A 23,301-nucleotide genomic window follows, 5' to 3' on the forward strand; every position below is an offset into this window, starting at 1 on the left:
GGCAAGAGCCGCAATTCAGACGTATTTCGGGCCAAGCGTTGGCAGTTCAAAACCATATCGGCGGATCTCCCCCTCCTGAGTTGCAGATCAGGAACGTCTCCGAACCCGCAGGAGAAGACACCGAGGGCCGGCGGTCAGGGCTGGGTTGTCAGCAGGTAGTCGTCGGCCTCGGGGCTCCACCGAAGGTCGAGGACGCCGGCGGTCGCGGCGGCCTTGCAGAACTGGAGGAAGCTGCGGTAGCCGAGCTTCTTCTCGCTGAAGTCGGGCCGGGCCCGGCGTACCTGGTTCTTCAGCCCGGACAACGCCACCGGGTTGCCGCCGCTACCGAGGTCCGCCACGACGCCTCGGAGCAGGCCGAACGCCACCTCCCGGTCGCCGTGCTCGGGCAGGGAGACCTCGGGGTCACCCTTCGCGGGGCCTTCGGCCAGCTCGATCACGTTGCGTTCGGCGAGGTGGCGCAGCAGTTCACCGAAGGTCCGGAAGCCGTAGTCGGATTCACTGAACGTCGGGTCCTTGCGCAGCAGGGTGCGCTTGAGCCGGGAGGCGGTGACCTCGCCGTTGGCGCTGCCCTGCAAGCCGGCCACCGTCTGGGCGACCTGCACGGCGAGCGAGTCCACGTCCCGGCCGGGCTCCTCCCCCGCCGGCCGGTGGTCGATCTCCGCCTCGCGCTCCGGCTCGGGTGGTCGCTGGTCCGGACCGGCCTGCCGGGTGGCGGCGGGACGAGCGCGACGGCCGCGGGCCGGCGGGATGTCCACGCCCTCCAGCCGGTCGTAGTAGAGGAACTCGTCGCAGGCCGGCGGAAGCAGCGCCGACGTCGACCCCTCGACGCCGACTCCGATGACCCGCTTGTTCAGCTCGCGCAGCTTGTGCACCAGCGGCGTGAAGTCACTGTCGCCGCTACAGATGACGAAGGTGGAGATGTAGTCGCGCTCGAACGCCAACTCGATCGCGTCGACGGCCATCTTGATGTCGGCCGCGTTCTTGCGGGAGGCGCCCATCCGCTGGGGAATCTCGATCAGCTCGACGTGCGAGCGGGTGAGCATCCGGCGGTCCTCGTCGAAGTACGACCAGTCGGCGTACGCCCGGCGCACCACCACCCGGCCCCGCTCGGCCAGCGCGTCGGCGATGGGTCGGAAGTCGAAGTCCGCGCCGCCACGGTGGTCGCGCGCCCCCAGCGCGAGGTTCTCGTAGTCGAGGAACAGGGCAATCCGGTCTTCTTGATCCACGCGGCCCAGCGTACGCCCGCCGTGGGCGCTGCGGGCGCTGGCGAAAGCGCGACACATCAACTCTCCGACCGTCCATTTCTTGCGGCCTGATAGTCGCATCTTTTCGCTATTTCATTGTCGTCTTGCGGCAGGCTGTTCGGTGCTGCATCATGACGATCAATGTCGGGCGTTGGGGCAGCGCCGGGCGGACCTCCACCACCACCCACCCAGGAGGGTCACCGATGTTTCGCAGCCTCATGCCGGCGCGGGGACGCCCAGGCCGGCCGGCCGCCACCGCCGTCGCGCTCGCGACCGGCCTCGCCGTTCTGGTCGCCGGACCCACCGTGGCCGCCGCCGGTCCGTCCACATCCGCCGGAGCAGAGCCGGTGGTCACCCGCGCCGCCCTCGACCCGGCGCTGGTCGCCGGACGTGGCGCCGACGTCGACTTCGTCGAACAGGAGGCGGAGAACGCGCGCACCAACGGCGAGGTGATCGGCCCGGACCGGTCCGCCTACACGCTGCCCGCGGAGGCGTCCGGCCGCCGGGCGGTCCGGCTCACCCCCGGTGAGTACGTGGCGTTCGTCCTGCCCAGCGCGGCCAACGGGATCACCGTGCGGTACAGCATCCCGGACGCCCCGCAGGGTGGCGGGATCACCGCGCCGCTGCGGGTCGCGGTCAACGGCAAGCACGTCCGCACCATGACGTTGACCTCGCAGTACTCCTGGCTCTACAACCAGTACCCGTTCTCCAACGACCCCCAGGCCGGGCTGCTGCACCCGGACTGGTGGATCACCGAGTGCCAATGCGTGCCGTCGGCCACCACGCCGTACCCGAGCATCAGCACGCCGTTTAGGCCCACCCACTTCTACGACGAGCAGCGACTCCTGCTGGGTCGCACCTACCGGGCCGGTGACACGATCCGGCTCACCGCGCCGCCCGGCAGCGCCGCCGCCTGGACCATCATCGACCTGCTCGACTCCGAACTGGTCGCGCCGCCGCGCGTCCGTCTGCTCGCGGCGAACGTGCTCGCGTTCGGCGCCGGTCCCACCGGCCGGCGGGACTCCGCCGACGCCCTGGACCGGGCCATCGCCTTCGCCCGGCGCACCCACCTGAAGGTCTACGTCCCGCCGGGCACCTACCAGGTCAACCGGCACATCATCGTCGACGACGTGACCATCGAGGGCGCCGGCAACTGGTACACCACCTTCAAGGGCCGCGAGGTCGCCCTGCCGACGCCCGCGCCGGACGGCTCGGTGCACACCGGCGTCGGCTTCTACGGCCGCGACGCCGACGACGGCGGGAGCCGCAACGTCCACCTGTCCGGCTTCGCCATCGAGGGTGACGTGCGGGAGCGCATCGACACCGACCAGGTCAACGCGATCGGTGGGGCGATGAGCGACTCCACCGTCGACGGGCTCCACCTGCGGCACACCAAGGCCGGCCTGTGGTTCGACGGTCCGATGCGCAACGTCCGCGTCAGCAACACCATCATCGTCGACCAGATCGCGGACGCGCTCAACTTCCACACCGGCGTGACCGACTCCCTCGTCGCGCACAACTTCGTCCGCAACACCGGCGACGACGGCCTGGCGATGTGGTCGGAGAAGACGGCGAACGCGCGCAACACGTTCGACCACAACACCGTGCAGTCACCGACCCTCGCCAACGGCATCGCCATCTACGGCGGCACGGACACCACCGTCTCGCACAACCTCGTCGCCGACCCGGTACGCGAGGGCAGCGGTCTGCACGCCGGATCCCGCTTCGGAGCGGAACCGTTCACCGGGTACCTGCGGTTCACCGGCAACACCACCGCGCGCGCCGGCACGTACGAGCTGAACTGGAACATCGGGCTGGGCGCGATCTGGATCTTCGCCCTGGACCGCAGCATCGACGCGGCCATCGAGGTGACCGGCGACGCGTACCTCGACAACACGTACAACGCGATCATGCTGGTCAGCGACTGGCCGGTGAAGGATCTCTACTCGATCACCGACGTACGCTTCCGCGACGTCCGGGTCGACGGCACCGGCACCTCGGTGGTCAGCGCCCGCTCGGCCGGGTCGGCCTCGTTCGCCAACGTGGACGCCCGCAACGTGGGTGCCGTGGGCGTCAACAACTGCGGGTCGTTCCACTTCACCCCGGCCGGCTCGGAGTTCACTCTGCACGACCTCGGCGGCAACGACGGCGGCTGGCTCGCCCCGTGGCTGCTGCCCAACACCATCACCTGCGACGACCGGCCCCCGGTGTCGCCGCCCCCGCCTCCGGCGCAGTGGTGAGACGCGGTGGGGAGGTCCGGCTGACCGGGCCTCCCCACCGCTCACTCAGCGCACTCGGGCGTACGCCAGCGGCACGCTCGTCGGCTGCCCATCCCAGCTGCCACTGAGGACGGCACCCACTCCCCCGTCGCCCCCGACACCGGGCCGGCGGACGACGACGAGCTCCACGGAGTCGGTGCCGATGACCGTGCGGTCATCGTCGGCCACGCTCCGGACGGCACCGACCGGGGGCACGTCGGTGAGCCCACCGTCGCTGGCGACGACCGTCACGCTCGGCTCGCGCAGCTCACGCCGACCGTCCACCTCGAAGTACTGCTCCGCCTGGCCGGCACCGGCCAGGATGGCGTGCGCCAGCGCGGCGGCGTACACCGGGTCGGCGCAGCCGTCGTACACCCAGCGGGTGCCGAGCACCGAATGTTCGGTGGTGCCGACCAGCCAGTCCTCGGCACCGTTGAGCGGTGCGTCACGGTAGGTCAGCGGGACGTGGTGGACCGGACCGTCGGCGGCACCGACCAGGATCGTCTCGATGCCGACCGCGCCGGCCGGGTCGTCGAAGCGGTAGGCGCCCCGGCTCACCAGGTCGGCGTCGGCCGACCCCCGGTACCAGGGTCGGCCGGGCAGCCAGGTCGCCAGCAGGTCGATCTTCGTGGGGCGCAGGGTCGCGCGGTGCAGCAGTGCCATGCCGGCAGCCTAGGTCACACGCCCGCGCAGGGTTTCCCGCCGATCACGCAGCTCTCCGGTTCCCGTGCCTTCGGACGGCTGTCGCGCACGTCGAAGCGGAACGTCTGCGACCCTCCGGCCGGCACGGCCGGCCCGGTGAAGGTGATCGCCCGGCCGTCCTGCCGCCAGGTCGCGTCGTCGACGTCGTCGACGGTGGTGCCCTCAGCGAGGGTGACCACCACGGCCCAGTCCGCCACCGGCGCGCCGCCCGGGTTGTCGACCACGATCTCGCCGGTGTAGCCGAACAGCCGGCTGGAGTCGGTCTCGTAGCGGGCCACCACCGGCGGCGGAGCTGGCGGGGCCGGCGTGGGCGTGGGCGACGGCTTCGCCGACGGGGAGCGGCTCGGTCGGGTGGTCGGCGACGCGGTGGTCCGCGAGGGCCGCACCGAGGGCGTCGTGGTCGGCGCGGTCATGGTCGCCTCCGTCGTCGGTGTCGGTGTGGCCGCCGGCGCCGGCGTGGCGACGGGATTCGACTCGGGGGGCAGCGCGATCCACGCCGCCGTCCCCACCACCAGCACGGCCCCGCCGACCAGGCCCAGCACCACGCGACGTCGACGGCGGGGCCGGCCGCGTACGCCGATCAGCGGCAGCTCGGCGGTCATCCCGGCCTCACCGCGGCGTAGGTCGACCTGTTGAAAGGCGAGCCAGTCGAGGATGGCCGGCAGTCGCACGGTCAGCGCCTGCCGGAGCTGCTGCGCACGCGATTCGTGCTGCTCGGCGGACCAGGCACCGTGCGTGGTGACCTCCCGCACCGCGAGCCGGCAGCCCTGCTTCGTGGCGGTGACGGCGCAGGTCAGCTCGGTGAGCCGGCCGGCCTCGTCGCAGCGCAACGCGAGCAGTTCGGGCATCTTTCGCTCGGTCACCTCGACCTCGACGTCGGCGTCGAAGCCCGGCACGCCGGCCGTGTGCAGCAGCAGCCGGTCCGGCACGCCCTCCACCGTCTCGGCCTCGACGAACCAGCGGCCGAGCAGCTCCAGATCCGTCAGGGCGAGCCAGACCCGGTCGGGCGGGTGGGACAGGTCGACCTGCGCGTCGATCTCGATCACGGCGAGACTCTAACGGGTTTCCCACCCGACGCCGCCCGCCCCCCGATGGTCACCGCGCTGGTCAGCCCCAGCGGGTCGACCGCTCGGCCACCGCCGCCAGCGCCGCGCGGGCATCGGCGCTCAGCTCGGCGAGCAGTTCGGCCGCCGGCACCTCCCGGGCCAGGGGGTGCGCCTGACCGGCCCACAGGTTGGCGACCGACGCGTCCCCGTCGCGGCGGGCGGCGGCGAGCAGCGGCCGGGTCAGGTGCAGCACCTGCGGGTAGCCGGTGGGAGCCGCCGCGTCGTGCCGGCGCAGGAAGTCGTTGACCACGCCCCGGGCCCGCTTGCCGGTGAACGCCCGGGTCAGCGCGGTCGGTCCGGTGCCGGCCACCGCGGCCCGATGCAGGGGCGAGCTGCCCGCCTCCGGGCACCGCAGGAAAGCCGTACCGAGTTGAACGGCGGCGGCGCCGGCGGCCAACGCGGCGGCGATCCCGGGACCGTCGGCGATGCCGCCCGCGGCCACCAGCGGCCGAGCACACCGGGAGGCGGACAACCGGAGCAGCGGCAACAGCGCGTAGTCATCGTCGTCCGGCATGCCGCCGCGATGCCCGCCGGCCTCGGTGCCCTGCACCACGACCGCGTCCACACCCAGCTCGGCGGCGGCCGTGGCCGCGTCCGGCCGGGTGACGGTGGCCCACACCTCGGTGCCCCGCTCGCGCAGGGCGGCCACCGCCGCCCGGTCCGGCAGCCCGAACGCGAAGGACACCACCGGGACCGGGTCCGCGAGCAGCGCGGCCAGCTTCCCGGGGTACGCGTCGTCGCCGCCCACCGGCTCGCCGAGGCGCACCCCGCGCTGGTCGGCCTGCGGGGCGAGCCGCTGCGCGTACGCCTCGATGGCGGCCTCGTCGACCGGGCCGGAGCCGGGCAGGAAGACGTTGACCCCGAACGGCCGGTCGGTGCGGGCGCGGACCTCGGCGACGTCGGCGACCAGCCGGCCGGTGTCGATCATCCCGGCGGCCAGGAAGCCCAGGCCACCGGCGGCGGACACGGCCGCCACGAGCGCCGGTGTGGACGGGCCGCCGGCCATCGGGGCGGCGACGATCGGGTGGCGCAACGTGGACAGCACGGACATCCGCCCATCCTGCCGCACCGGGTCCGGGCCGGTCGGTGACCCGTCGGTCACCGGCGGTCGGTGTGCCGCCGCCACAGCACTCCGGCGACCGCGAGGAGCGCCAACAGCGTCCCGGCGCCGGCCGCGAGCGGCCAGATCGGGCCGCCGACGTCGCCGGTGTGCTCGGCCGCGGGAAGGGCCGCCGTGGTCGCGGGCGGGGCCGCGGCGGTGGACTCCGCCGGATGCGAGCCGGTGGCGGTCGCCGTCGGGGCCGCGTACCGCAGGATCGTCGGGCGGGCGCCCGGCGCCTGGTCGGCGGACTCGGAGACGGTGAGCAGCGACTGGCCGTCCCGGCTGTAGGTGATCGACTCGCCCTGCGGCTCGTCCGGCAGCGGGACGGTCCGCGGGGTGCCGCTGGTCAGCGCGGCGACCACGTCACCGTCGGGTACGTCGTACTCGATCGCGTCGGCGTAGGTGCGCAGCACCACGCGGCGCCCGTCCGGTGCGTTCGCCGCGCCGGTGACCACCCGCCGACCGAGGAACGAGTACGGGTTGGCGGTGGTGCTGGGCGGCAGGACCACCTGGCCGACCGAGGCCAGCGGCGTCTTCGCGCCCGGCCGGAGCGCGGCGGTCGGCGCGTAGAGGACGGCGGTGCCGCTGCCGTCCTTGGTGATGACCAGCGGCCGGCCGTCGGCGTCGAGCAGCAGCGCCTCCGCGTCGTGCGGGCGATCCGGGTACGTCATCCGGTGCAGCACGGGCTCGTCCGCGCCCGGTGCGAGACGCCACAGGGCGACCGTCTCCCGCGTGCGGTCGTTGTCCCCGATGTCGGCGACCCAGAGGGTGCCGTCCCGGCTCATCGCCAGGTCCTCGGTGTCGCGGGGACGGGAGGGGTAGCTGACCGTCCGCGTCACGGCGCAGCCCCGGTCGAGGAAGAAGATCCGGCTTCGGGCCTCGTCGTCGGCACCGTCGTTGACCACCACGTACCCGTCGTCCGTGGCGACCATCCCGGAGATCTCGGTGAGCCGGTCGTCCCGTACCTGGCAGACCTGCGCCGGGCTCGCCGCGACGGCCACGCCCGGCGTCAGCAGCGCGGCCGGCACGGCACCGACCGCCAGCGCGGTCAGCGCCGCTGTCGCGCGGGCACGCCGCCCCCGGGTCAGCCACCCGCGTACCCGCATCGCCCGCCTCCTCGTCGCGGCCGTGTCCCGGCCGTCCCGACCATCCTGGCGGATCCCACCCACCGGCGGTGGTCATCTCCGGGGGACGCGTCGGCGCGCGTTGCCGATGTCCTGTCCGCTACCGCGTGGACCAGCGTTGTACGCCGGTGCCGTTGCACGTCCAGAGCTGCACCCTGGTGCCGTCCGCGCTCGCCCCGCCGTTCACGTCCAGGCACCGGTCGCCGTAGACCCGCAGCTCACCGGCGGCGGTGCGGGTCCAGCGCTGGTTGGTGCCACCGTGGCAGTCCCAGATGATCGTGAGGGCGCCGGCGGTGGTGCTGGCGCCGGAGACGTCCAGGCACCGCCCGGAGGCGGGGTTGACCAGGCCGACCGGGGTGCCCACCGGTGGGCCGCCCGCCGGGGACGAGACTGCCGGGCACCGAGCGCAGCGCGTCGTACCAGCGGACCGCCATCTTGTCGTACCCGCCGGCGTTGGGGTGGACGCCGTCGGCGAGGTCGGCGGTGGTGAGCGCGGCGTGCATGTCGACCAGGTGCGCCCGGCTGCCCTTCTGCGCCACGACGCCGGGGATCGCCGCGTTGTACGCCCGGACCCTCGCCTCCAGGTTCGGGTCGGACTCGGGGGTGATGGTGGCGACGAAGAGCTCGACCTCCGGCACCGTCGACCTGATCTTGTCGATGGGGCCGGAGAGCCGGGCCGGCGCGTTGGCCAGGTCGTAGTTCTGGTTCACGTCGTTGGTGCCGATGTGCAGCAGCACGGTCCGCGGGTCGGTGGCCCGCAGCCAGGTGACGATGTTGGCGTCGAGCTGGTCGATGCGCCAGCCGGAGTGCCCCTCGTGGTCGTGGTCGCCGAGGCTGGCGGGGCCGTTGAATCCCGAGCCGACGAAGTCGACCGTGTAGCCGCCGCCGGCCAGCCGCTGCCACAGGTTGATCCGGTACCCGCCGGGCACGTTGAACCCGTCGGTGATCGAGTCACCGAGCGGCATCACCCGGACGCCGCCGTTCGATTCGGCCTGGGCGGGTGCGACCTGGGCCAGCGCCAGCACGGCGCCGAGGACGAGCCCGAAGCCGCCTCGACGGCGACGGGTGGCACAACTACTACGGCTGGCCCACGGATGCCCGTTCGCCGTTCCTGTTCACCGCCACCGGCACCGACGTGGACGGCCTGGTCTACGGCAACCTCGGCTCGGGCGGCCTGTCGGTGTCCCCGTTCGCCGAGCGGTCCCCCGGGTACGGCCGGCACACGATCGAGTACCGGGGCATCGACGCGGTGGGCAACATCGGGGCGGCCGGCGCGTTCGTGGCCACGCTGATCCCGCCGCCACCGGCCTGCACCAGCGTGGTCACCGGCCGGCACGCCGGCCCGCTGGTGCTCGCCGCCGGCGTCACCTGCCTGCGGGGGGCCACCGTCACCGGCCCGGTCACCGTCGCACCCGGTGCCGCCCTGGTCGCCGAGGGGTCCTCGATCGCCGGGAGCCTGGCGTCGTCCGGTGCCACCGCCGTCGAACTGCTGACCGCCGAGGTCCGCGGTGCGGTCGCGCTGACCGGCACCACCGGCCACGTCACGGTGGTCGGGACGCGGGTGGCCGGCCCGCTGGCGCTCACCGGCACCGCGTCGGCGCCGATCCTCGCCGGCGGTCAGGTGGGCGCGCTGGTCTGCTCGGGCGGCCCGGCCCCGGTCGATCTCGGGGCACCCACGGCGGTACGAACCGGACGACCGGGCGGAGACTGCGGGGCGTGATGCCTGAGTGTGGCGGTACGGGGTAGGCAGCGGCCCGGCGGCCTGTCGACGACCGCCGCGAGGAGGCTGCGATGGGCACGTACCGGGACGACCAGAGCGCTCCGATCCCTCCCCCGGAGGCGGATGCCGTCGAGCAACGGCAGGACGCGTTCGACGTCGGGCCGCCGGACCGGGTGTCGGGTGACGTCGACCCGGAGGCGTCCGAGGCCGACCTCGCCGAGCAGGGGGCGCTGCCGGCGGGCACGCTGGAAGAGGTGACGTCGTTGCCGGCCGACGCCAACCCGGCGGACGCCCTCGAACAGCGTCAGGAGATCCCGGCCCGCGACGAGGGCCGCCGGACCTGACCGCACCGGGCCGGGTCCGGCCCGCCCAGCGTGTCCTGCCGACCCGGCCCGCTCAGCCGATGGCGACCTGCCAGAGCAGGAAGGCGTTGAGCGCGACCACCAGCACCGCCACCAGCGACGCGGCGGCGGTGGTGAGCGGGTGGTTGACCAGGTTTCCCATCAGGTCGCGGCGGCGGGTGAAGGCGACCACCGGGATCAGCGCGAACGGGATACCGAAGCTGAGGATGACCTGGGACAGCACCAGCGCCCGGGTGGGGTCGAGGCCGATGGCGAGCACGGCGAGCGCGGGCAGCAGGGTGACCAGACGGCGCAGCAGCAACGGCACCCGCCGCCGCAGGAAACCCTCCATGATCACCTCGCCGGCGTAGGTGCCGACGCTGGTGGACGCAAGCCCGGAGACCAGCAGCGCGATGGCGAAGGCGAACGCGGCGGCGGTGCCGATGGTCTGTCCGAGGCCGGCGTGCACTCCCTCCAGGCTGTCCGCCCCGGCGGGACCACCACCGCGGAAGCTGGCCGCGGCGATCAGCAGCATGGCGAGATTGACCGCTCCGGCGGCGGTCAGCGCGAGCAGCACGTCGGTGCGCTGGCCGCGAAAGAGCGTACGGCGTTCGCTGTCGTCGGCGGCGGGGATGCGGTCGCGGGTCAGCGCGGAGTGCACGTAGATGACGTGCGGCATGACGGTGGCGCCGAGGATGCCGGCGGCCAGCAGCACGCTGTCGGTGCCCTGGAGCCGGGGCACCAGGCCGGCGACGGCGGAGCCGGGGTCGGAACCGGAGGCGAGCAGGTTGCCCGCGAAGGCCAACACGATGACGCCGAGCAGCACGGCGATGCCGATCTCGAACGCGCGGAACCCGCGTGAGCGCAGGGCGAGCACGGCGAACGCCGCGGTGCCGATGATGATCCCGCCGGGCAGCAGGGGGATGCCGAGGAGCAGGTAGAGGGCGACCGCGCCGCCGATCACCTCGGCCAGGTCGGTGGCCATGGCGACCAGTTCGGCCTGCACCCACATCATCCGGTTCACCGGCCGTGGCAGGCGCTCCCGGCACAGCTCGGGCAGGCTGCGCCCGGCGGCGAGGCCCAGCTTGGCGGTGAGCGTCTGCACCAGCATGGCCATCAGGTTGGCCACCACCACGACCCAGACCAGCAGGTAGCCGTAGCGGGCGCCGGCCGCCGAGTTGGTCGCGAAGTTGCCGGGGTCGACGTACGCGACGGCGGCCACGAACGCCGGGCCGAGCAGGATCAGCCGTCCGCGTACCCGACCCCGGGCTCGGGCCGTCTGTAGCGGTGTCGCCGTCGACGCCGTGAGCTGCCTGGTGACCATCGACCACCTCCGTTCGCGCGGATCGCCTGCCGGCCCCTTCCCGATCCGCTGGCCCGTCGGTGCCAACCTCTGGCCCGCCGGTGTCACCCACCGCCGCCGCGCCGTGTTTTCCACGGCACGCCGGGTCGTGCTTGACAGGTGGGGTTCCCCCGGTGAAGCTGTCTATTAGTCCTACTGTCGTAGGACAACAGGAAGGATCATCTCGAGTGATCGAGTTCGTGCTGGACAGCCGGTCGAAGGTGAACACCTACATGCAGCTCGTGCAGCAGGTGAAACAGGCGCTGCGGGTGGGTCTGCTCTCGCCGGGCGACCAGTTGCCGAAGGTCCGGGACGTCGCGCAGTCACTGGCGATCAACCCGAACACGGTGCTGAAGGCGTACCGGGAGTTGGAGATCGAGGGTCTGGTCGGCGGCCGACCCGGGGTGGGCACGTTCGTCCAGCGCACCCTCGCCGGCGCGTCCCTGCCCAACCAGGCCGAGCTTCGCGACGACCTGGTCGCCTGGCTGCACCGCGCGCAGGCCGCCGGTCTCACGGCCGAGGACGTCATCGCCCTCGTGGAGACGACGCTGCGCGCCACCCTCGCCGACGACGCCCCGCAGAGAGAACCCGCATGAGCGCAACGAGAGGACAACGGATGGACATGGTCTTAGAGGCGGACCGGCTGGGCAAGCGGTACGGCAGCACCTGGGCGTTACGGGACTGCTCGCTGCACCTGCCGGCCGGCCGGATCGCCGCGCTGGTCGGGCCGAACGGCGCGGGCAAGAGCACGCTGTTGCACCTGGCCGTCGGGCTGCTCAAGCCCGACTCGGGCGCGGTACGGGTGTTCGGCCGTTCGCCCTACGGCGACACCGAGGGCCTCTCCGACATCGGGTTCGTCGCCCAGGACACCCCGCTGTACCGGGACTTCACCGCCGCCGAGCTGGTGATCGCCGGCGGCAAGCTGAACAAGCGGTGGGACGCGGGGTTGGCCCGCCAGCGACTGGCGCAGCTCGGCATTCCGCCGGACCGCCCGGTCGGCAAGCTCTCCGGCGGGCAACGGGCCCAGGTGGCGCTCGCCCTGGCGCTGGCCAAGCAGCCCCGGCTGCTGCTGCTCGACGAACCGGTCGCCAGCCTCGACCCGCTCGCCCGCCGGGAGTTCCTCCAGTCGCTGATGGGCAGCGTGGCGGAATCCGGCACCACCGTGCTGCTCTCCTCGCACCTGCTGGCCGACCTGGAACGGGTCTGCGACTTCCTGATCGTGCTCAACGCCTCCCAGGTGCAGCTCACCGGGGCCGTCGACGACCTGGTCGCCGAGCACCGCCAACTGGTCGGTCCCCGGCACGACGGCGGCGTGATCGGGGGCGTCGCCGCCGTGGTCCGGGCCAGCCACACCGACCGGCAGTCCACCCTGCTGGTCCGCACCGACGGCCCGGTCACCGACCCGGCCTGGACGGTCCGTGACGTCAGCCTGGAGGACGTCGTGCTGGCCTACCTGGCCGACGGCACCACGCAGACCAGTCACAGCGAGTGGGGAGTGGCGGCATGATCTGGTTGACCTGGCGGCAGCACCGCAAGCTGGCGCTCTACACCCTCCTGGGGTTCGCGGTGCTCGCCGCCGTGCTGGTGCCGATCGGCCTGTCGATGCGGCACACCTTCGCCGACCTCGGGCTGGCCGAGTGCCTACGCCCGTCCGCCCTCAGCGAGGCGGCCGCGCAGACCTGCGACGTGGGCCTCCGCCGGTTCAGCGACCGGTACGACAGTCTGAACCTGGTTGCGGTGCTGCTGATCAGCCTGCCGGTGCTGGTCGGCCTGTTCTGGGGCGCACCGCTGGTCGCTCGCGAGGTGGAGCAGGGTACGCACCGGTTCGTCTGGACCCAGGGCGTCGGCCGCACCCGCTGGGCGCTGGTGAAGTTCGGGCTGGTCGGCGGGGCCGTCGTGCTCCTCTCGGTCGGCTATGGACTGGGCATGTCGTGGTGGGTCGCACCGCTCACCCAGGCCGCACACGAGGGCCGACTCGGCGTGATCGTCTTCGATCTGCAGGGCATCGTGCCGATCGGCTACACCCTCTTCGCCGTGGCGCTGGGCATCTTCGCCGGCACCGTGTGGAAGCGGATGCTGCCCGCCATGGGCATCACCCTGGCCGGGTTCATCGGCGTACGGGCAGCCGTCGAGATGCTGGCCCGACCGCACTACCAGCCCGCGCGCACCCAGACCTTCCCGATCGAGGGGAACGGGATTCCGGAGGGAGACCGGGGCAACTGGATCCTCGCCGCGGGCATCCGGAACCCCGACGGGACGATGGTCGCGGAGAACGCCCGGATCCAGTGTCCGCCGGGCGGAAAGGGCCCAGACGGCCGGGCCTGCGGTGCCGAGCTGGGCCTTCAACCGGGCGCGTACAACTGGGAGCTGTACCAGCCGGCGGACCGGTTCTGGCTGTTCCAGGGCATCGAGACGGGCATCTTCGTCGCCCTGGCGGTGCTGCTGCTCTACCTCGCGGTGCGTCGGGTCCGCCGGATCGCGTAGGCCGGTCAACGGGTGCTCGTCGGGGTGCGGGGGCCTCGGCGAGCACCCGTCAGCGCAGGCCCTCGACGGTCAGCGTGAGCCAGGACGCCAGGTCGTGCAGCTCGTCGTGCACGGCCCGGGTCAGCTCCGGAGTGAACGGCACATCCTCGTGGACGGCGTGCACGGTGAACGCGCCGCGCCTGCGGTCGGCGGTGGCGTCGACCTTTCCGACCAGCCGGTCGCCGTGCAGGATCGGCAACGCGAAGTAGCCCCACCGCCGGCTGGCCTTCGGCTTGTACATCTCCAGCACGTACTCGTAGTCGAACAGCTCGGCCAGGCGGACCCGGTCGTGCACCAGCCGGTCGAAGGGCGACAACACCGCGGTACGGCCGGTGAAGGGCTGCCCGAGCGCGGCCGGGTCCACCCGCCACACGCCTGCGACGCCCTCGACGACCGCGGGCTCACCGGCGTCACCGACCTCGGCCGGTTCGCCGGGGACGACCACCGTCTTCTCCCGGGCGATGCCCAACGCCCGCAGCCGGCGCTCGTTGCGGAGCCGGTGCGCCTGCTCCACAGGGACGACGGGCGTACCGGCCGGGTAGACCCGCTCCGCCACGTCCCAGAGTCGCTGCCGCCCCCGGCGGCCGGCGATCCCGACCTCGCCACGCAGGACCAGGAACTCCAGCATCTGGGTGACGTTGCGGTTGTTGGTCCACCCCGACGACGGCCACGGCACCACGCAGGTGTCCGGGATGTCGCGGGAGAGCAGCGGACCGTTGGAGCGGAGCAGGTCGAGCACGTCGCGGCGGAACGAGTCGTTGGCACGCAACCACTCGCGCTGCCGCCCGTGGGCGGGCGCCTGCGCCATCGCGGCGAGATGGAGCCCCAGGTCCTCCATCGGACGCACCATCGCGTGGTGCTCGAAGAGCGTCCGGTCCCGTTCCAGCGCCCGCCGCAGGTGCTCCGGCTGGTACGACGAGCCGAGCCGGCTCCAGCACACCAGGTCGGCGCTCGGCGCGACGGCGGCCGTCGGGTCGATCTGCACCAGGGTCAGCTGGCGTACCACCGTCAGCAGGTCGGGCGGGCGCGGAGCGGCCAGCAGTTGCGCACGGACGGCGATCCGCCGCGCCTGAGCCCGATCGATCTGGTGGACGACCACGTCGCCGACCCTAACGGCGAGCACCGACACCGCGCCGGTCGGCGGCTCGGCCGGCGAGCCGCCGGTACCGGGCGACCGAGAGCGGCCCGAAGACGGCGACCAGCACGATCGGCCAGGCCACGGCCAGCACTGCCCGACGTCGCGGGCGGGTTACGCCGGGGTGGCGGTCTCGGTCTGGCCCGCCACACCCACGTTGAGCGGATCGGCCAGGAGCTTGTCGAAGGCCAGCTCGGCGGCACCGATCAGGACGGCGTCGCGGCCGAGCGCGGCCGCGCGCAACCGCAGGTGCTCCCGGGCTCCCGGCAGCGGCATGGTGTCCAGCCGACGGCGGACCGTGTCCGCCCCGGCGGTGAAGATGTCGCGCAGCGAGCCACCGAACACCACCGCGTCCGGGTTGACCACGTTGACCAGGTTGGCCACGCCGAAGCCGAGCCACTCGGCGACCTGCTCGACCGCCGCCCGTGCGGTCGAGTCGCCATCTGCGGCGGCGCGCAGCACCTCGGCCACCGCCGCACGGTCGCCGGGGTCCCGGCCGGCATGCCGCAGCAGCGCGGCCTCCCCGATCTCGGTCTCCCAGCAGCCCCGCGAGCCGCAGCCGCAGGGCAGGCCGTTCGGGTTGACGACCATGTGGCCGACCTTGCCGCTGTGGCCACGGTGGCCGGCCATCAGCCGGCCGCCGACGATGATGCCGGCGCTGATCCCGACGTCGCCGTGCAGGTAGATGAGGTCGTCGACGCCGGCGGCCACGCCCCGTACGTGCTCGGCCAGGCCGGCGATGTCGGCCAGGTCGCCGGCCACGAAGCCCGGGCAGGCGGTCAGCTCGGCCTCGAGCGCGGCCCCGAGGGTCGCCTCGACGCTCGCGACCCTGATCCTGCCGTCGGGGGTGCGGGTGGTGTCGGTCACCGCGACCGCGCCGCCCACCAGCAGCGCGTCGGGGGCCACCGAGCGTTCCATGTCGCGGACCAGGTCGGCGAGCGGCCGGACGGCGTCGACGGCCGACATGCCGCCGGGCCGGGCGACCTCGCGCAGATCGAGGATGCGTCCGCCGAGGCCGACCCGGGCGGCCCGCAGCCGGTCCGCGTCGATGCTCAGGGCGTGTGCGTAGACCCGGTCGGAGCGCGGGCTGACCACCAGCGAGGGGCGGCCGGCGCGACGGGCGGTGGTGGGTACGTCCTCGGTGACCAGGCCACCGGCGACCAGGTCGGCGGCGAGGGCGCCGATGGTGCTGCGGTTGAGGCCGAGTCGGCTGGTCAGCTCGGCCCGGGACGTCGGCCCGTGCAGGTGCACGTAACGCAGCACGGCGCCGAGGTTCTGCCGCCGGATCTCCTCCTGGCTCGCGCCGGGGACCGGTGGCAGTGGGGATTCGGGGTTACGGCCGACGCCGGCTGGCCTGGACCGGATGGGTGCCCCCACGGTCAGACCTCCTTCCGGGTCGCTGCCGGGTGGTGCGGGTGCGACAGGACGACGATGGGTCCCGGAAGAGGAGATCCGGGACCCATCGGCGTTGCTGCCTACCGTGCGGTGATTACTTGGTGAGCGGCGCGAGCTTCGGGTCGTTGGCGTACGCCTCAGCCGCGTTCGCCTTGGTGACGGCGACCGGCGGGAGCAGGTACGTGTCGACGACCTTGCTGCCGTTGTTGTAGGACTTGGTGTCGTTCACCTGCGGGGCGTTACCGGCCTGGAGAGCCTTGACCATGTTGATGGTCTCCTTCACCAGGTTGCGGGTGTCCTTGTTGATCGTCATGTACTGCTCGCCAGCGACGATCGACTTGACCGACTCAACCTCGGAGTCCTGACCGGTGACGACCGGGGTCGGCTTGCCAGCACCCTTGACCGAGGTCAGGATGGCGCGGGCCAGCGTGTCGTTCGGGGAGAGGACGCCGTCCAGCTCCTTGCTGCCGTAGGTCGAGGTCAGCAGCTGGTCCATGCGGGCCTGCGCACCCTCGGCCTTCCAGCCCTGGATGGCGGTCTGCTTGACGTCCTTCTGACCCGAGGCGACAACGACGTTGCCCTTGTCGATCTCCGGCTTGAGCACGCTCATCGCGCCGTTGAAGAAGACACCGGCGTTGTTGTCGTCCGGCGAGCCGGAGAACAGCTCGATGTTGTACGGGCCGTTCGGCTTCTTGGCCTTCATGCCGTCCAGCAGGGCCTGGCCCTGGAGCTGGCCGACCTTGAAGTTGTCGAACGCGACGTAGTAGTCGAGGTCCGGCGTGTTGGTGATGAGCCGGTCGTACGCGATCACCTTGACACCGGCGGCGTGCGCGGCGGCGACCTGGGTCGACAGCTGCGCGGCGTCGGTCGCGCCGATGACGATGACCTTGGCGCCCTTGGTGGTCATGGCGGTGATCTGGGCCTGCTGGTCGGCGACCGTGGTCGACGCGCCGGCGTACTGCACGTCAGCCTGGAAACCGGCCTCCTTGAGACCGTTGGTGAACAGGTCACCGGCGAGGACCCAGTTCTCCGAGGTCTTGGCCGGGAGGGCGACACCGATCAGGGAGTTCGCCGCGAAGCCCTTGGCGGCCTCGCCGCCGGAGCCGGAGTCGCCGTCACGGCCGGAGCCGCAGCCGGCGAGGGCCAGCATGGCGGCGGCGCTGATGGCCACCACCGACGTGCCGAAGAATTTACGCATGGTGAGGACTTGCCTTTCTTGATGTGAGACGGGTGGAGAGGTCGGTGGCCGTCAGCCGGACACCGCTGCCTTGGCGGGCTCGCGCTCCGCGTCCGGCGGTGAGGCAGGTGGGGCGGAGTCCTCGCGGCGGAACGGCCGCATCAGGCTCCCGATGACGGAGAAGCGCCCCTGGCTCTTGTTGTAGACGTCGATCGCGACGGCCAGCAGCAGGACCAGACCCTTGATGATTTGGACGCGGTCGGTGCCGACGCCCATCAGCTGCAGGCCGTTGTTGAGCACGGCCATGACGAGACCACCGACGATCGAGCCGCTGATGGTGCCGATACCGCCGGAGACGGCCGCACCACCGATGAAGACCGCGGCGATGGCGTCCAACTCCCAGCCGTTGCCGTCCTGCGGGCCGGAGGCCGCCGAACGGGCCACGAAGATCATGCCGGCCAGCGCGGCCAGGACGGACATGTTCATCATGACGAAGAAGTTGACCCGCTTGAGCTTCACGCCGGACAGCTCGGCCGCCCGGGAGTTGCCGCCCACCGCGTAGATGTGCCGGCCACCGGCCGTGTTGCGGGTGTAGAAGGAGTACGCGATCACCAGGACCAGCAGGATGATGCCGGAGATCGGGAAGCTGGTGCCGACGCGACCGCTGGCGAAGCGCAGCGAGGCGAAGGCGATGACCCCGACCATGATGGCCATCCGCAGGATCGAGATCCACATGGGTGCCGGGTCGGCGTCCATCGCCCGACGGGTCTTGCGGGCCTGGATCTCGCGCCACACCACCGCCACCGCGGCGGCCAGACCGAGCAGCAGCGTCGCGTTGTTGTAGCCGGTGTTCGGACCGAACTCGGGCAGGAAGCCGGAGCCGATCTCCCGGAAGCCCTCCGGCACCGGGATCGTGTTGGCGTTACCGATGAACTGGTTGCCACCACGGAACAGCAGCATGCCGGCCAGGGTGACGATGAACGCCGGCACCCCGATGTACGCCACCCAGAAGCCCTGCCAGGCGCCGATGATCGCGCCGATCGCGAGGCCGAACAGGATGGCGACGGGCCAGGGCAGGTCCCACTCGGCCATCGACTTGGCCACCAGGATGCCCGCGAAGGCGGCGACGGAGCCGACCGACAGGTCGATGTGCCCGGCGACGATCACCATGAGCATGCCGATGGCCAGAATCAGAATGTACGAATTCTGCTGGAACAGCGCGATCAGGTTGTCCGACCGCAGGGTCAGGCCATCGGTCAGGATCTGGAACAGGACGACGATCGCCACCAGGGTGAAGATCATCCCGAACTGGCGAGCGTTGGAGGTGGTGCCTCCGAACAGGTTCTTCTGAAGGTCCTTCAATCGGCTCATTTTGTCAGCATCTTCTTCGTCGAGGTCATCTGCTTCATGAGGTTTTCCGGGGTCGCGTCCGCCCGGGCGATCTCGCCCGTGATGGCACCTTCGAACACGGTGTAGATGCGGTCGCACAGCCCGATCAGCTCAGGCAGCTCCGAGGAGATGACGATGACGCCCTTCCCCTGATCGGCGAGCCGCTGGATGATGCCGTAGATCTCGTACTTGGCACCCACGTCGATGCCGCGCGTCGGCTCGTCGAGGATCAGCAGGTCCGGGTCGGTGAACATCCACTTCGCCAGGACGACCTTCTGCTGGTTTCCGCCGGAGAGCTTGGAGACGCTCTCGTCGACCGTCGGGGCCTTGGTCCGCAACTCCTTGCGGTACGCCTCGGCCGCCTGGTACTCCTCGACCTCGCTGAGGACGCCGCGGTGCGAGATCTTGGACAACTTGGCCGCCACCGTCGACGACTTGATGTCGTCGAGGAGGTTGAGGCCGATCGCCTTGCGGTCCTCGCTGACGTACGCGAGCCCGTTGTCGATCGCGTCCGCGACCGACTTCAGGACGATCTCCTTGCCGTCCTTGATGATCGTGCCCGACTCGTACACCCCGTAGGAGCGGCCGAAGACACTCATCGCGAGTTCCGTACGGCCCGCGCCCATGAGACCGGCGAAGCCGACGATCTCGCCGCGGCGCACCACGAAGCTCTCGTTCTTGCAGACCTGCCGCTCGGCGGAGATCGGGTGGCGCACGTTCCAGTTGCGGACCTCGAAGAAGACGTCGCCGATCTTCGGGGTGTGGTCCGGGAACCGGCTGCTCAGCTCACGGCCGACCATGCCCCGCACGATCCGGTCCTCGTCGACCCCGTCCGCCTTGACGTCGAGGGTCTCCACGGTCCGGCCGTCGCGCAGGATGGTGATCTGGTCGGCGATCGCCTCGATCTCGTTCAGCTTGTGCGAGATCATGATCGAGGTGATGCCGCGGGAGCGGAAGCCGCGCAGCAGGTCCAGCAGGTGCTTGGAGTCGGCCTCGTTCAGAGCCGCGGTCGGCTCGTCCAGGATGAGCAGCTTCACGTCCTTGGCGAACGCCTTGGCGATCTCCACGAGCTGCTGCTTGCCGACCCCGATGTCCTTGATCAGGGTGTCCGGGTCCTCCTGGAGACCGACCCGGGCCATCAGGTCCAGCGCCATCCGGTTCGCGGCCTTCCAGTCGATCGCGCCCCGCTTGCGCGGTTCGTTGCCGAGGAAGATGTTCTCGGCGATCGACATGCCCGGGATGAGCGCGAGCTCCTGGTGGATGATCACGATTCCGGCGTTCTCGCTGGCCCGGATGTCGGAGAACTTGCTCTCCGACCCCTGGTAGACGATCTGGCCGTCGTAGCTGCCGTACGGGTAGACCCCGCTGAGGACCTTCATCAGCGTGGACTTGCCCGCACCGTTCTCGCCGCAGATGGCATGGATCTCGCCGGCGCGAACCACCAGGTTGACGTCGGAGAGGGCCTTGACTCCGGGGAACTCCTTGGTGATGGAGCGCATCTCAAGGAGGATCGGCACGTCGCTCATAGCTCGTACCACCTCGCCAACGTCATCGGTTGCCTCCGGAAGGTTGAACCTTCACTTGGTTTTGTTGTTGACGGCAACGTATTGCGGTGGAGAGGCCATCCGCAAGGCGAGGGACTGTTGAAAATGTAACAATCCGGCAATATAGACGTAGCGCAGTGTTCGCACGCCACAGCGGCCCCGGCGGCCCCTCCCGGTACCCCGGATCGGCTCGCCACACTCCCGCCGGGCCCGACGGCCCACGTGATCGACATCGGTCGTTGATCGCAGGCCCGCCACCAGGCACGATCTCCGCCGGCCGGTCGCCGGGCAGCATAGCCCGCCGTCCGCCGACATCGAACGGCCTGGTCAGACGCCCACCACACCACCCGTCACGGCCACCGATAAACGCCGATGTGATCAACGCCTCTGACGGAGGCGGACATCGGCGAGGGCCGTTCGGCCACACCGACGCCTCCGGCGTCCCTGCCGTGCCCCGCTGTCCCGAAATGAGCGGATCCGCGTGATCCACTCGCTCTCCTTGATATCGCGGTCTCCCCGCGCCCGGGACACACCGGATTCCAGGACCCCACCCACCTCGCTCGCCCACCCCGCTCGCCCGCCGTGCGCGGAGTGCGAGCGGTGGCAGGCACGCGACACCTCAGTCTGCGTACCCCGGTGAAGGCCGGCCGGGTTCGGTCCCGGTCAGCGGGTCAGCCGGCCGCGCAGGGTCGCGACGCCGCCGCCGGAGAGTTCGTCGAGAGCGACGGGGCGGCCGGTCAGCGCGAGCAGCAACGGCTCGGCCGGGCCGGCGACGGTCGGCCCCTCCCCCGACGCCCAGCCCAGATCGGTCGCCTCGAACCGCAGGCCGGTGGGGAGCCCCCGGGGCACGAAGAAGCCGACGGTGCGAGGGCCGGTCAGGAAGTCCAGCGAGGCGCGCAGCCGCTCGGGACGCAGGTCGTGCGCCAGCCCGAGCGGACGGCGGATGTCCTGCCCATGCACCTGGGTGAACTGGCTGGTGCTCGGCGCGTTCGTGCTGCTCTTCCTCGCCGCGACCTGGGCGGTGCTGGTGCGTCGAGAGTCCCGCCGTGGGCACTGAGCACACCCCTCCCACCTCGCCGGCCGCGCTGCCGGGGTACGCCGGCACCGCCCGGATCGACGAACTGCGTGCCACCGAGTACCAGCATCTCGACCGGCACGGCCAGGTCTACCTCGACTACGCCGGGGCCGGGGTGGCCGCCCAGGCGCAGGTGCGGGCGCACCACGACCGGCTGTTGGCGGGTCTGTACGGCAACCCGCACTCGGAGAGCCCCACCAGTGCGGCGGCCGGTTCGCTGGTGGAGTCGACCCGGCGTGCCGTGCTCGACTTCTTCCACGCCGACCCGGCCGAGTACGCGGTCGTGTTCACCGCGAACGCCAGCGGCGCCTGCCGTCTGGTCGGCGAGGCGTACGACTTCGGCGGTGCGGCGCCGCTCGTGCTGACCTGGGACAACCACAACTCGGTGAACGGCATCCGCGAGTACGCCCGGGCGGCCGGGGCGTCGGTGCGCTACGTGCCGCTGAGCGGCCCGGAGCTGCGCGTCGCCGAGTCCGACCTGGGCACGGTGCTGGAGGCCGCCCGGGGCCGGCGGTGGGGACGGGCCCAGGGCCGAGGGCTGTTCGGGTACCCCGCGCAGAGCAACTTCTCCGGCGTGCAGCACCCGCTGGACTGGGTGGACCTGGCCCACCGGCACGGGTACGACGTGCTGCTCGACGCGGCCGCGTTCACACCCACGAACCGGCTGGACCTCCGCACGGTGCGGCCGGACTTCGTCTGCCTGAGCTGGTACAAGCTGTTCGGATACCCCACCGGCATCGGCGCGTTGCTGGCCCGCCGCGAGGCGCTGGCCCGCCTGCGCCGCCCGTGGTTCGCCGGCGGCACGATCCGCGCGGTCAGTGTGCAGGGCGACTGGCACCGTTCGATGGACGACGAGTCGGCGTTCGAGGACGGCACCCTCAATTTCCTGAGCATCCCGGACGTGTTGTTCGGGCTGCGGTGGCTCGACGGGATCGGCGTGGACCTCGTGCACAGCCGCGTCGGCCTGCTCACCGAGTGGTTGCTGGGCCGCCTGACCGCGCTGCGGCACCGCACCGGTCAACCGGTGGTGCGGGTGTACGGGCCGACGACGGGCGAGGGCCGGGGCGCGACCGTGACGTTCAACGTCCTGCGCCCGGACGGGTCCCTGGTCGACGAGCGGCTCATCGCCCGGGAATCCGCGTCGGCCGGTTTCTCCCTGCGCACCGGCTGTTTCTGCAACCCGGGTGCCGGGGAGGGCGCGTTCGGGATCAGCGGGACCTCGCTGCGGCGGCGCCTGCTGGCCCGGGTCGACACGATCGACCAGTACCTCGGCGCGCTGCGGTTGCCGACCGGTGGCGCGGCCCGGGTCTCGTTCGGTCTGGCCTCCAACGCGGCCGACGCGGAACGCTTCCTCGCCTTCGTCGAGGCGTCCTACCTGGACCGCGACGTCACCGTCGGGCCGCCGTTGCCGCCCCGGCTGCGCTGCTGACCCAGCCGCGGCCGGCTAACCGACCTGGGCCACTGGCGCGGGCCGGTGCTTGTTCTCCTCCATGAAGGGGAACCGGGCGGTCAGTTCGGCGATCGTCAGCCCGGCCCGCCAGGCGGCGGCGACCTGGGCGACCCGGAGGAGGTCCATGACGTCGCCGCGCGCCAGCACCTCGCCCGAAACCCGAAGGTCGATCATGAAGTATCGGGCCTGCGAGCCCAACCCGACGCAGGCGACGCCCTGGTCGGAGTGCAGCTCGGCGCAGGTGAACCGGCTTCGCCCCTGCTCGGGGGCGGTCACCCGGCCGATGTCGAGCTGGTGGTGTGCGGCGGTCTCGATGAGCGCGGGGGCCAGACCACCCCGCTCGACCAGATCCGGGTAGAGGCGCACACCCAGCGCCGTCGACGCGTCGCTCATGACTGACTCCCACTTCCTTGTGACAGAGACCAGCAGCGCGCAGGTTACGGGGAGGTTTCCTGCGAACCTCGTCATCCTGTCCCGGGTGGACGCTCCACGGCAATAGGAAGGGTCGATTCGACCGCTATCGAGGGGTGCGATCGGGCGGTAACGGACGGTCGTCGTATTGGAAACACTCTTGACAGAAAGACATGATATCGACATGCTTCGCTTTAGAGAGCGCTCTCCACCTCTCCGGCGCGCAGCCTCCGCCACCCCCCTCGCTGAGGAGCCTCCCGTGC

At 71.7% G+C, this 23,301-nt stretch carries 22 protein-coding genes; 7 read left to right on the plus strand and 15 right to left on the minus strand.

The window, feature by feature from the left end:
• Positions 1-134: 134 nt before the first annotated feature.
• A complete protein-coding gene (locus F8271_RS06790; RefSeq protein WP_151488791.1) occupies positions 135-1,226 on the minus strand; it encodes a PIN domain-containing protein in 1,092 nt (363 codons plus the stop codon).
• Positions 1,227-1,447: 221 nt separating this feature from the next.
• Between F8271_RS06790 and F8271_RS06795 the strand changes: the two genes are divergently transcribed.
• Entirely contained in the window at positions 1,448-3,484 is a 2,037-nt protein-coding gene (locus tag F8271_RS06795; protein WP_151488792.1) for a glycosyl hydrolase family 28-related protein, read from the plus strand.
• Between the two features lie 45 nt (positions 3,485-3,529).
• Here the strand turns inward: F8271_RS06795 and F8271_RS06800 are convergent, their stop codons facing one another.
• The 6 genes from F8271_RS06800 to F8271_RS06820 all read right to left on the minus strand — a co-directional run bounded on the left by F8271_RS06800 (position 3,530) and on the right by F8271_RS06820 (position 8,561).
• Positions 3,530-4,165, minus strand: a complete 636-nt coding sequence (locus tag F8271_RS06800) for a hypothetical protein (RefSeq protein ID WP_151488793.1) — start codon at positions 4,163-4,165, stop codon at positions 3,530-3,532.
• 14 nt (positions 4,166-4,179) lie between these two features.
• Positions 4,180-5,250 carry an SRPBCC family protein gene (locus F8271_RS33975; RefSeq protein ID WP_151488794.1) on the minus strand — a complete coding sequence of 357 codons (1,071 nt, stop codon included), beginning with the start codon at positions 5,248-5,250 and terminating at the stop codon, positions 4,180-4,182.
• A gap of 61 nt (positions 5,251-5,311) precedes the next feature.
• Positions 5,312-6,361, minus strand: a complete 1,050-nt coding sequence (locus F8271_RS06810; protein WP_151488795.1) for a nitronate monooxygenase family protein — start codon at positions 6,359-6,361, stop codon at positions 5,312-5,314.
• A 47-nt stretch (positions 6,362-6,408) separates the two neighbouring features.
• Complete coding sequence (locus F8271_RS06815; protein ID WP_225854200.1) at positions 6,409-7,518, minus strand: hypothetical protein; 1,110 nt, start codon at positions 7,516-7,518, stop codon at positions 6,409-6,411.
• A gap of 118 nt (positions 7,519-7,636) precedes the next feature.
• Positions 7,637-7,855: a ricin-type beta-trefoil lectin domain protein gene (locus F8271_RS32975; RefSeq protein WP_225854204.1), complete on the minus strand. Its 219-nt coding sequence runs from the start codon at positions 7,853-7,855 to the stop codon at positions 7,637-7,639.
• Positions 7,755-8,561 carry an SGNH/GDSL hydrolase family protein gene (locus F8271_RS06820; protein WP_225854201.1) on the minus strand — a complete coding sequence of 269 codons (807 nt, stop codon included), beginning with the start codon at positions 8,559-8,561 and terminating at the stop codon, positions 7,755-7,757. Before F8271_RS06820 ends, F8271_RS32975 begins: the two co-directional genes overlap by 101 nt.
• Between F8271_RS06820 and F8271_RS32980 the strand changes: the two genes are divergently transcribed.
• Positions 8,537-9,256: a hypothetical protein gene (locus F8271_RS32980; RefSeq protein WP_225854202.1), complete on the plus strand. Its 720-nt coding sequence runs from the start codon at positions 8,537-8,539 to the stop codon at positions 9,254-9,256. The genes F8271_RS06820 and F8271_RS32980 overlap by 25 nt on opposite strands.
• Before the next feature lie 71 nt (positions 9,257-9,327).
• On the plus strand, positions 9,328-9,600 hold the full coding sequence (locus tag F8271_RS06830) for a hypothetical protein (RefSeq protein WP_151488796.1): 273 nt from the start codon (positions 9,328-9,330) through the stop codon (positions 9,598-9,600).
• 52 nt (positions 9,601-9,652) lie between these two features.
• On the opposite strand, the gene F8271_RS06835 is transcribed toward F8271_RS06830, so the two are convergent.
• Entirely contained in the window at positions 9,653-10,921 is a 1,269-nt protein-coding gene (locus F8271_RS06835) for an Nramp family divalent metal transporter (RefSeq protein ID WP_151488797.1), read from the minus strand.
• A 206-nt stretch (positions 10,922-11,127) separates the two neighbouring features.
• On the opposite strand from F8271_RS06835, the gene F8271_RS06840 reads away from it, so the two are divergent.
• Genes F8271_RS06840 through F8271_RS06850 form a run of 3 tightly spaced genes read left to right on the plus strand, consistent with a single transcriptional unit; the run spans position 11,128 to position 13,423 of the window.
• Entirely contained in the window at positions 11,128-11,535 is a 408-nt protein-coding gene (locus F8271_RS06840) for a GntR family transcriptional regulator (RefSeq protein WP_151488798.1), read from the plus strand.
• Between the two features lie 20 nt (positions 11,536-11,555).
• A complete protein-coding gene (locus tag F8271_RS06845; protein WP_151488799.1) occupies positions 11,556-12,446 on the plus strand; it encodes an ABC transporter ATP-binding protein in 891 nt (296 codons plus the stop codon).
• Positions 12,443-13,423: an ABC transporter permease gene (locus tag F8271_RS06850; protein ID WP_151488800.1), complete on the plus strand. Its 981-nt coding sequence runs from the start codon at positions 12,443-12,445 to the stop codon at positions 13,421-13,423. Before F8271_RS06845 ends, F8271_RS06850 begins: the two co-directional genes overlap by 4 nt.
• A gap of 49 nt (positions 13,424-13,472) precedes the next feature.
• Here F8271_RS06850 and F8271_RS06855 read toward each other — a convergent pair whose 3' ends face one another.
• The 6 genes from F8271_RS06855 to F8271_RS06880 form a co-directional block, all read right to left on the minus strand.
• Positions 13,473-14,561: a DNA glycosylase AlkZ-like family protein gene (locus tag F8271_RS06855; protein ID WP_151488801.1), complete on the minus strand. Its 1,089-nt coding sequence runs from the start codon at positions 14,559-14,561 to the stop codon at positions 13,473-13,475.
• A gap of 150 nt (positions 14,562-14,711) precedes the next feature.
• On the minus strand, positions 14,712-15,974 hold the full coding sequence (locus F8271_RS06860; protein ID WP_151488802.1) for an ROK family transcriptional regulator: 1,263 nt from the start codon (positions 15,972-15,974) through the stop codon (positions 14,712-14,714).
• 112 nt (positions 15,975-16,086) lie between these two features.
• On the minus strand, positions 16,087-17,190 hold the full coding sequence (locus F8271_RS06865) for a sugar-binding protein (RefSeq protein WP_151488803.1): 1,104 nt from the start codon (positions 17,188-17,190) through the stop codon (positions 16,087-16,089).
• 51 nt (positions 17,191-17,241) lie between these two features.
• On the minus strand, positions 17,242-18,540 hold the full coding sequence (gene mmsB / locus F8271_RS06870) for a multiple monosaccharide ABC transporter permease (RefSeq protein WP_151488804.1): 1,299 nt from the start codon (positions 18,538-18,540) through the stop codon (positions 17,242-17,244).
• Positions 18,537-20,084 carry a multiple monosaccharide ABC transporter ATP-binding protein gene (gene mmsA / locus F8271_RS06875; RefSeq protein ID WP_151488805.1) on the minus strand — a complete coding sequence of 516 codons (1,548 nt, stop codon included), beginning with the start codon at positions 20,082-20,084 and terminating at the stop codon, positions 18,537-18,539. Before mmsA ends, mmsB begins: the two co-directional genes overlap by 4 nt.
• Before the next feature lie 681 nt (positions 20,085-20,765).
• The gene (locus tag F8271_RS06880; protein ID WP_151488806.1) at positions 20,766-21,062 is read right to left on the minus strand and encodes a hypothetical protein; all 297 of its coding nucleotides are present in this window, start codon (positions 21,060-21,062) and stop codon (positions 20,766-20,768) included.
• Positions 21,063-21,148: 86 nt separating this feature from the next.
• On the opposite strand from F8271_RS06880, the gene F8271_RS06885 reads away from it, so the two are divergent.
• A complete protein-coding gene (locus tag F8271_RS06885) occupies positions 21,149-22,606 on the plus strand; it encodes an aminotransferase class V-fold PLP-dependent enzyme (RefSeq protein ID WP_151488807.1) in 1,458 nt (485 codons plus the stop codon).
• 15 nt (positions 22,607-22,621) lie between these two features.
• On the opposite strand, the gene F8271_RS06890 is transcribed toward F8271_RS06885, so the two are convergent.
• Entirely contained in the window at positions 22,622-23,020 is a 399-nt protein-coding gene (locus F8271_RS06890; RefSeq protein WP_151488808.1) for a hypothetical protein, read from the minus strand.
• Between the last annotated feature and the right edge of the window lie 281 nt (positions 23,021-23,301).

It is taken from the genome of Micromonospora sp. ALFpr18c (assembly GCF_008868155.1).
Classification (GTDB): Bacteria; Actinomycetota; Actinomycetes; order Mycobacteriales; family Micromonosporaceae; genus Micromonospora.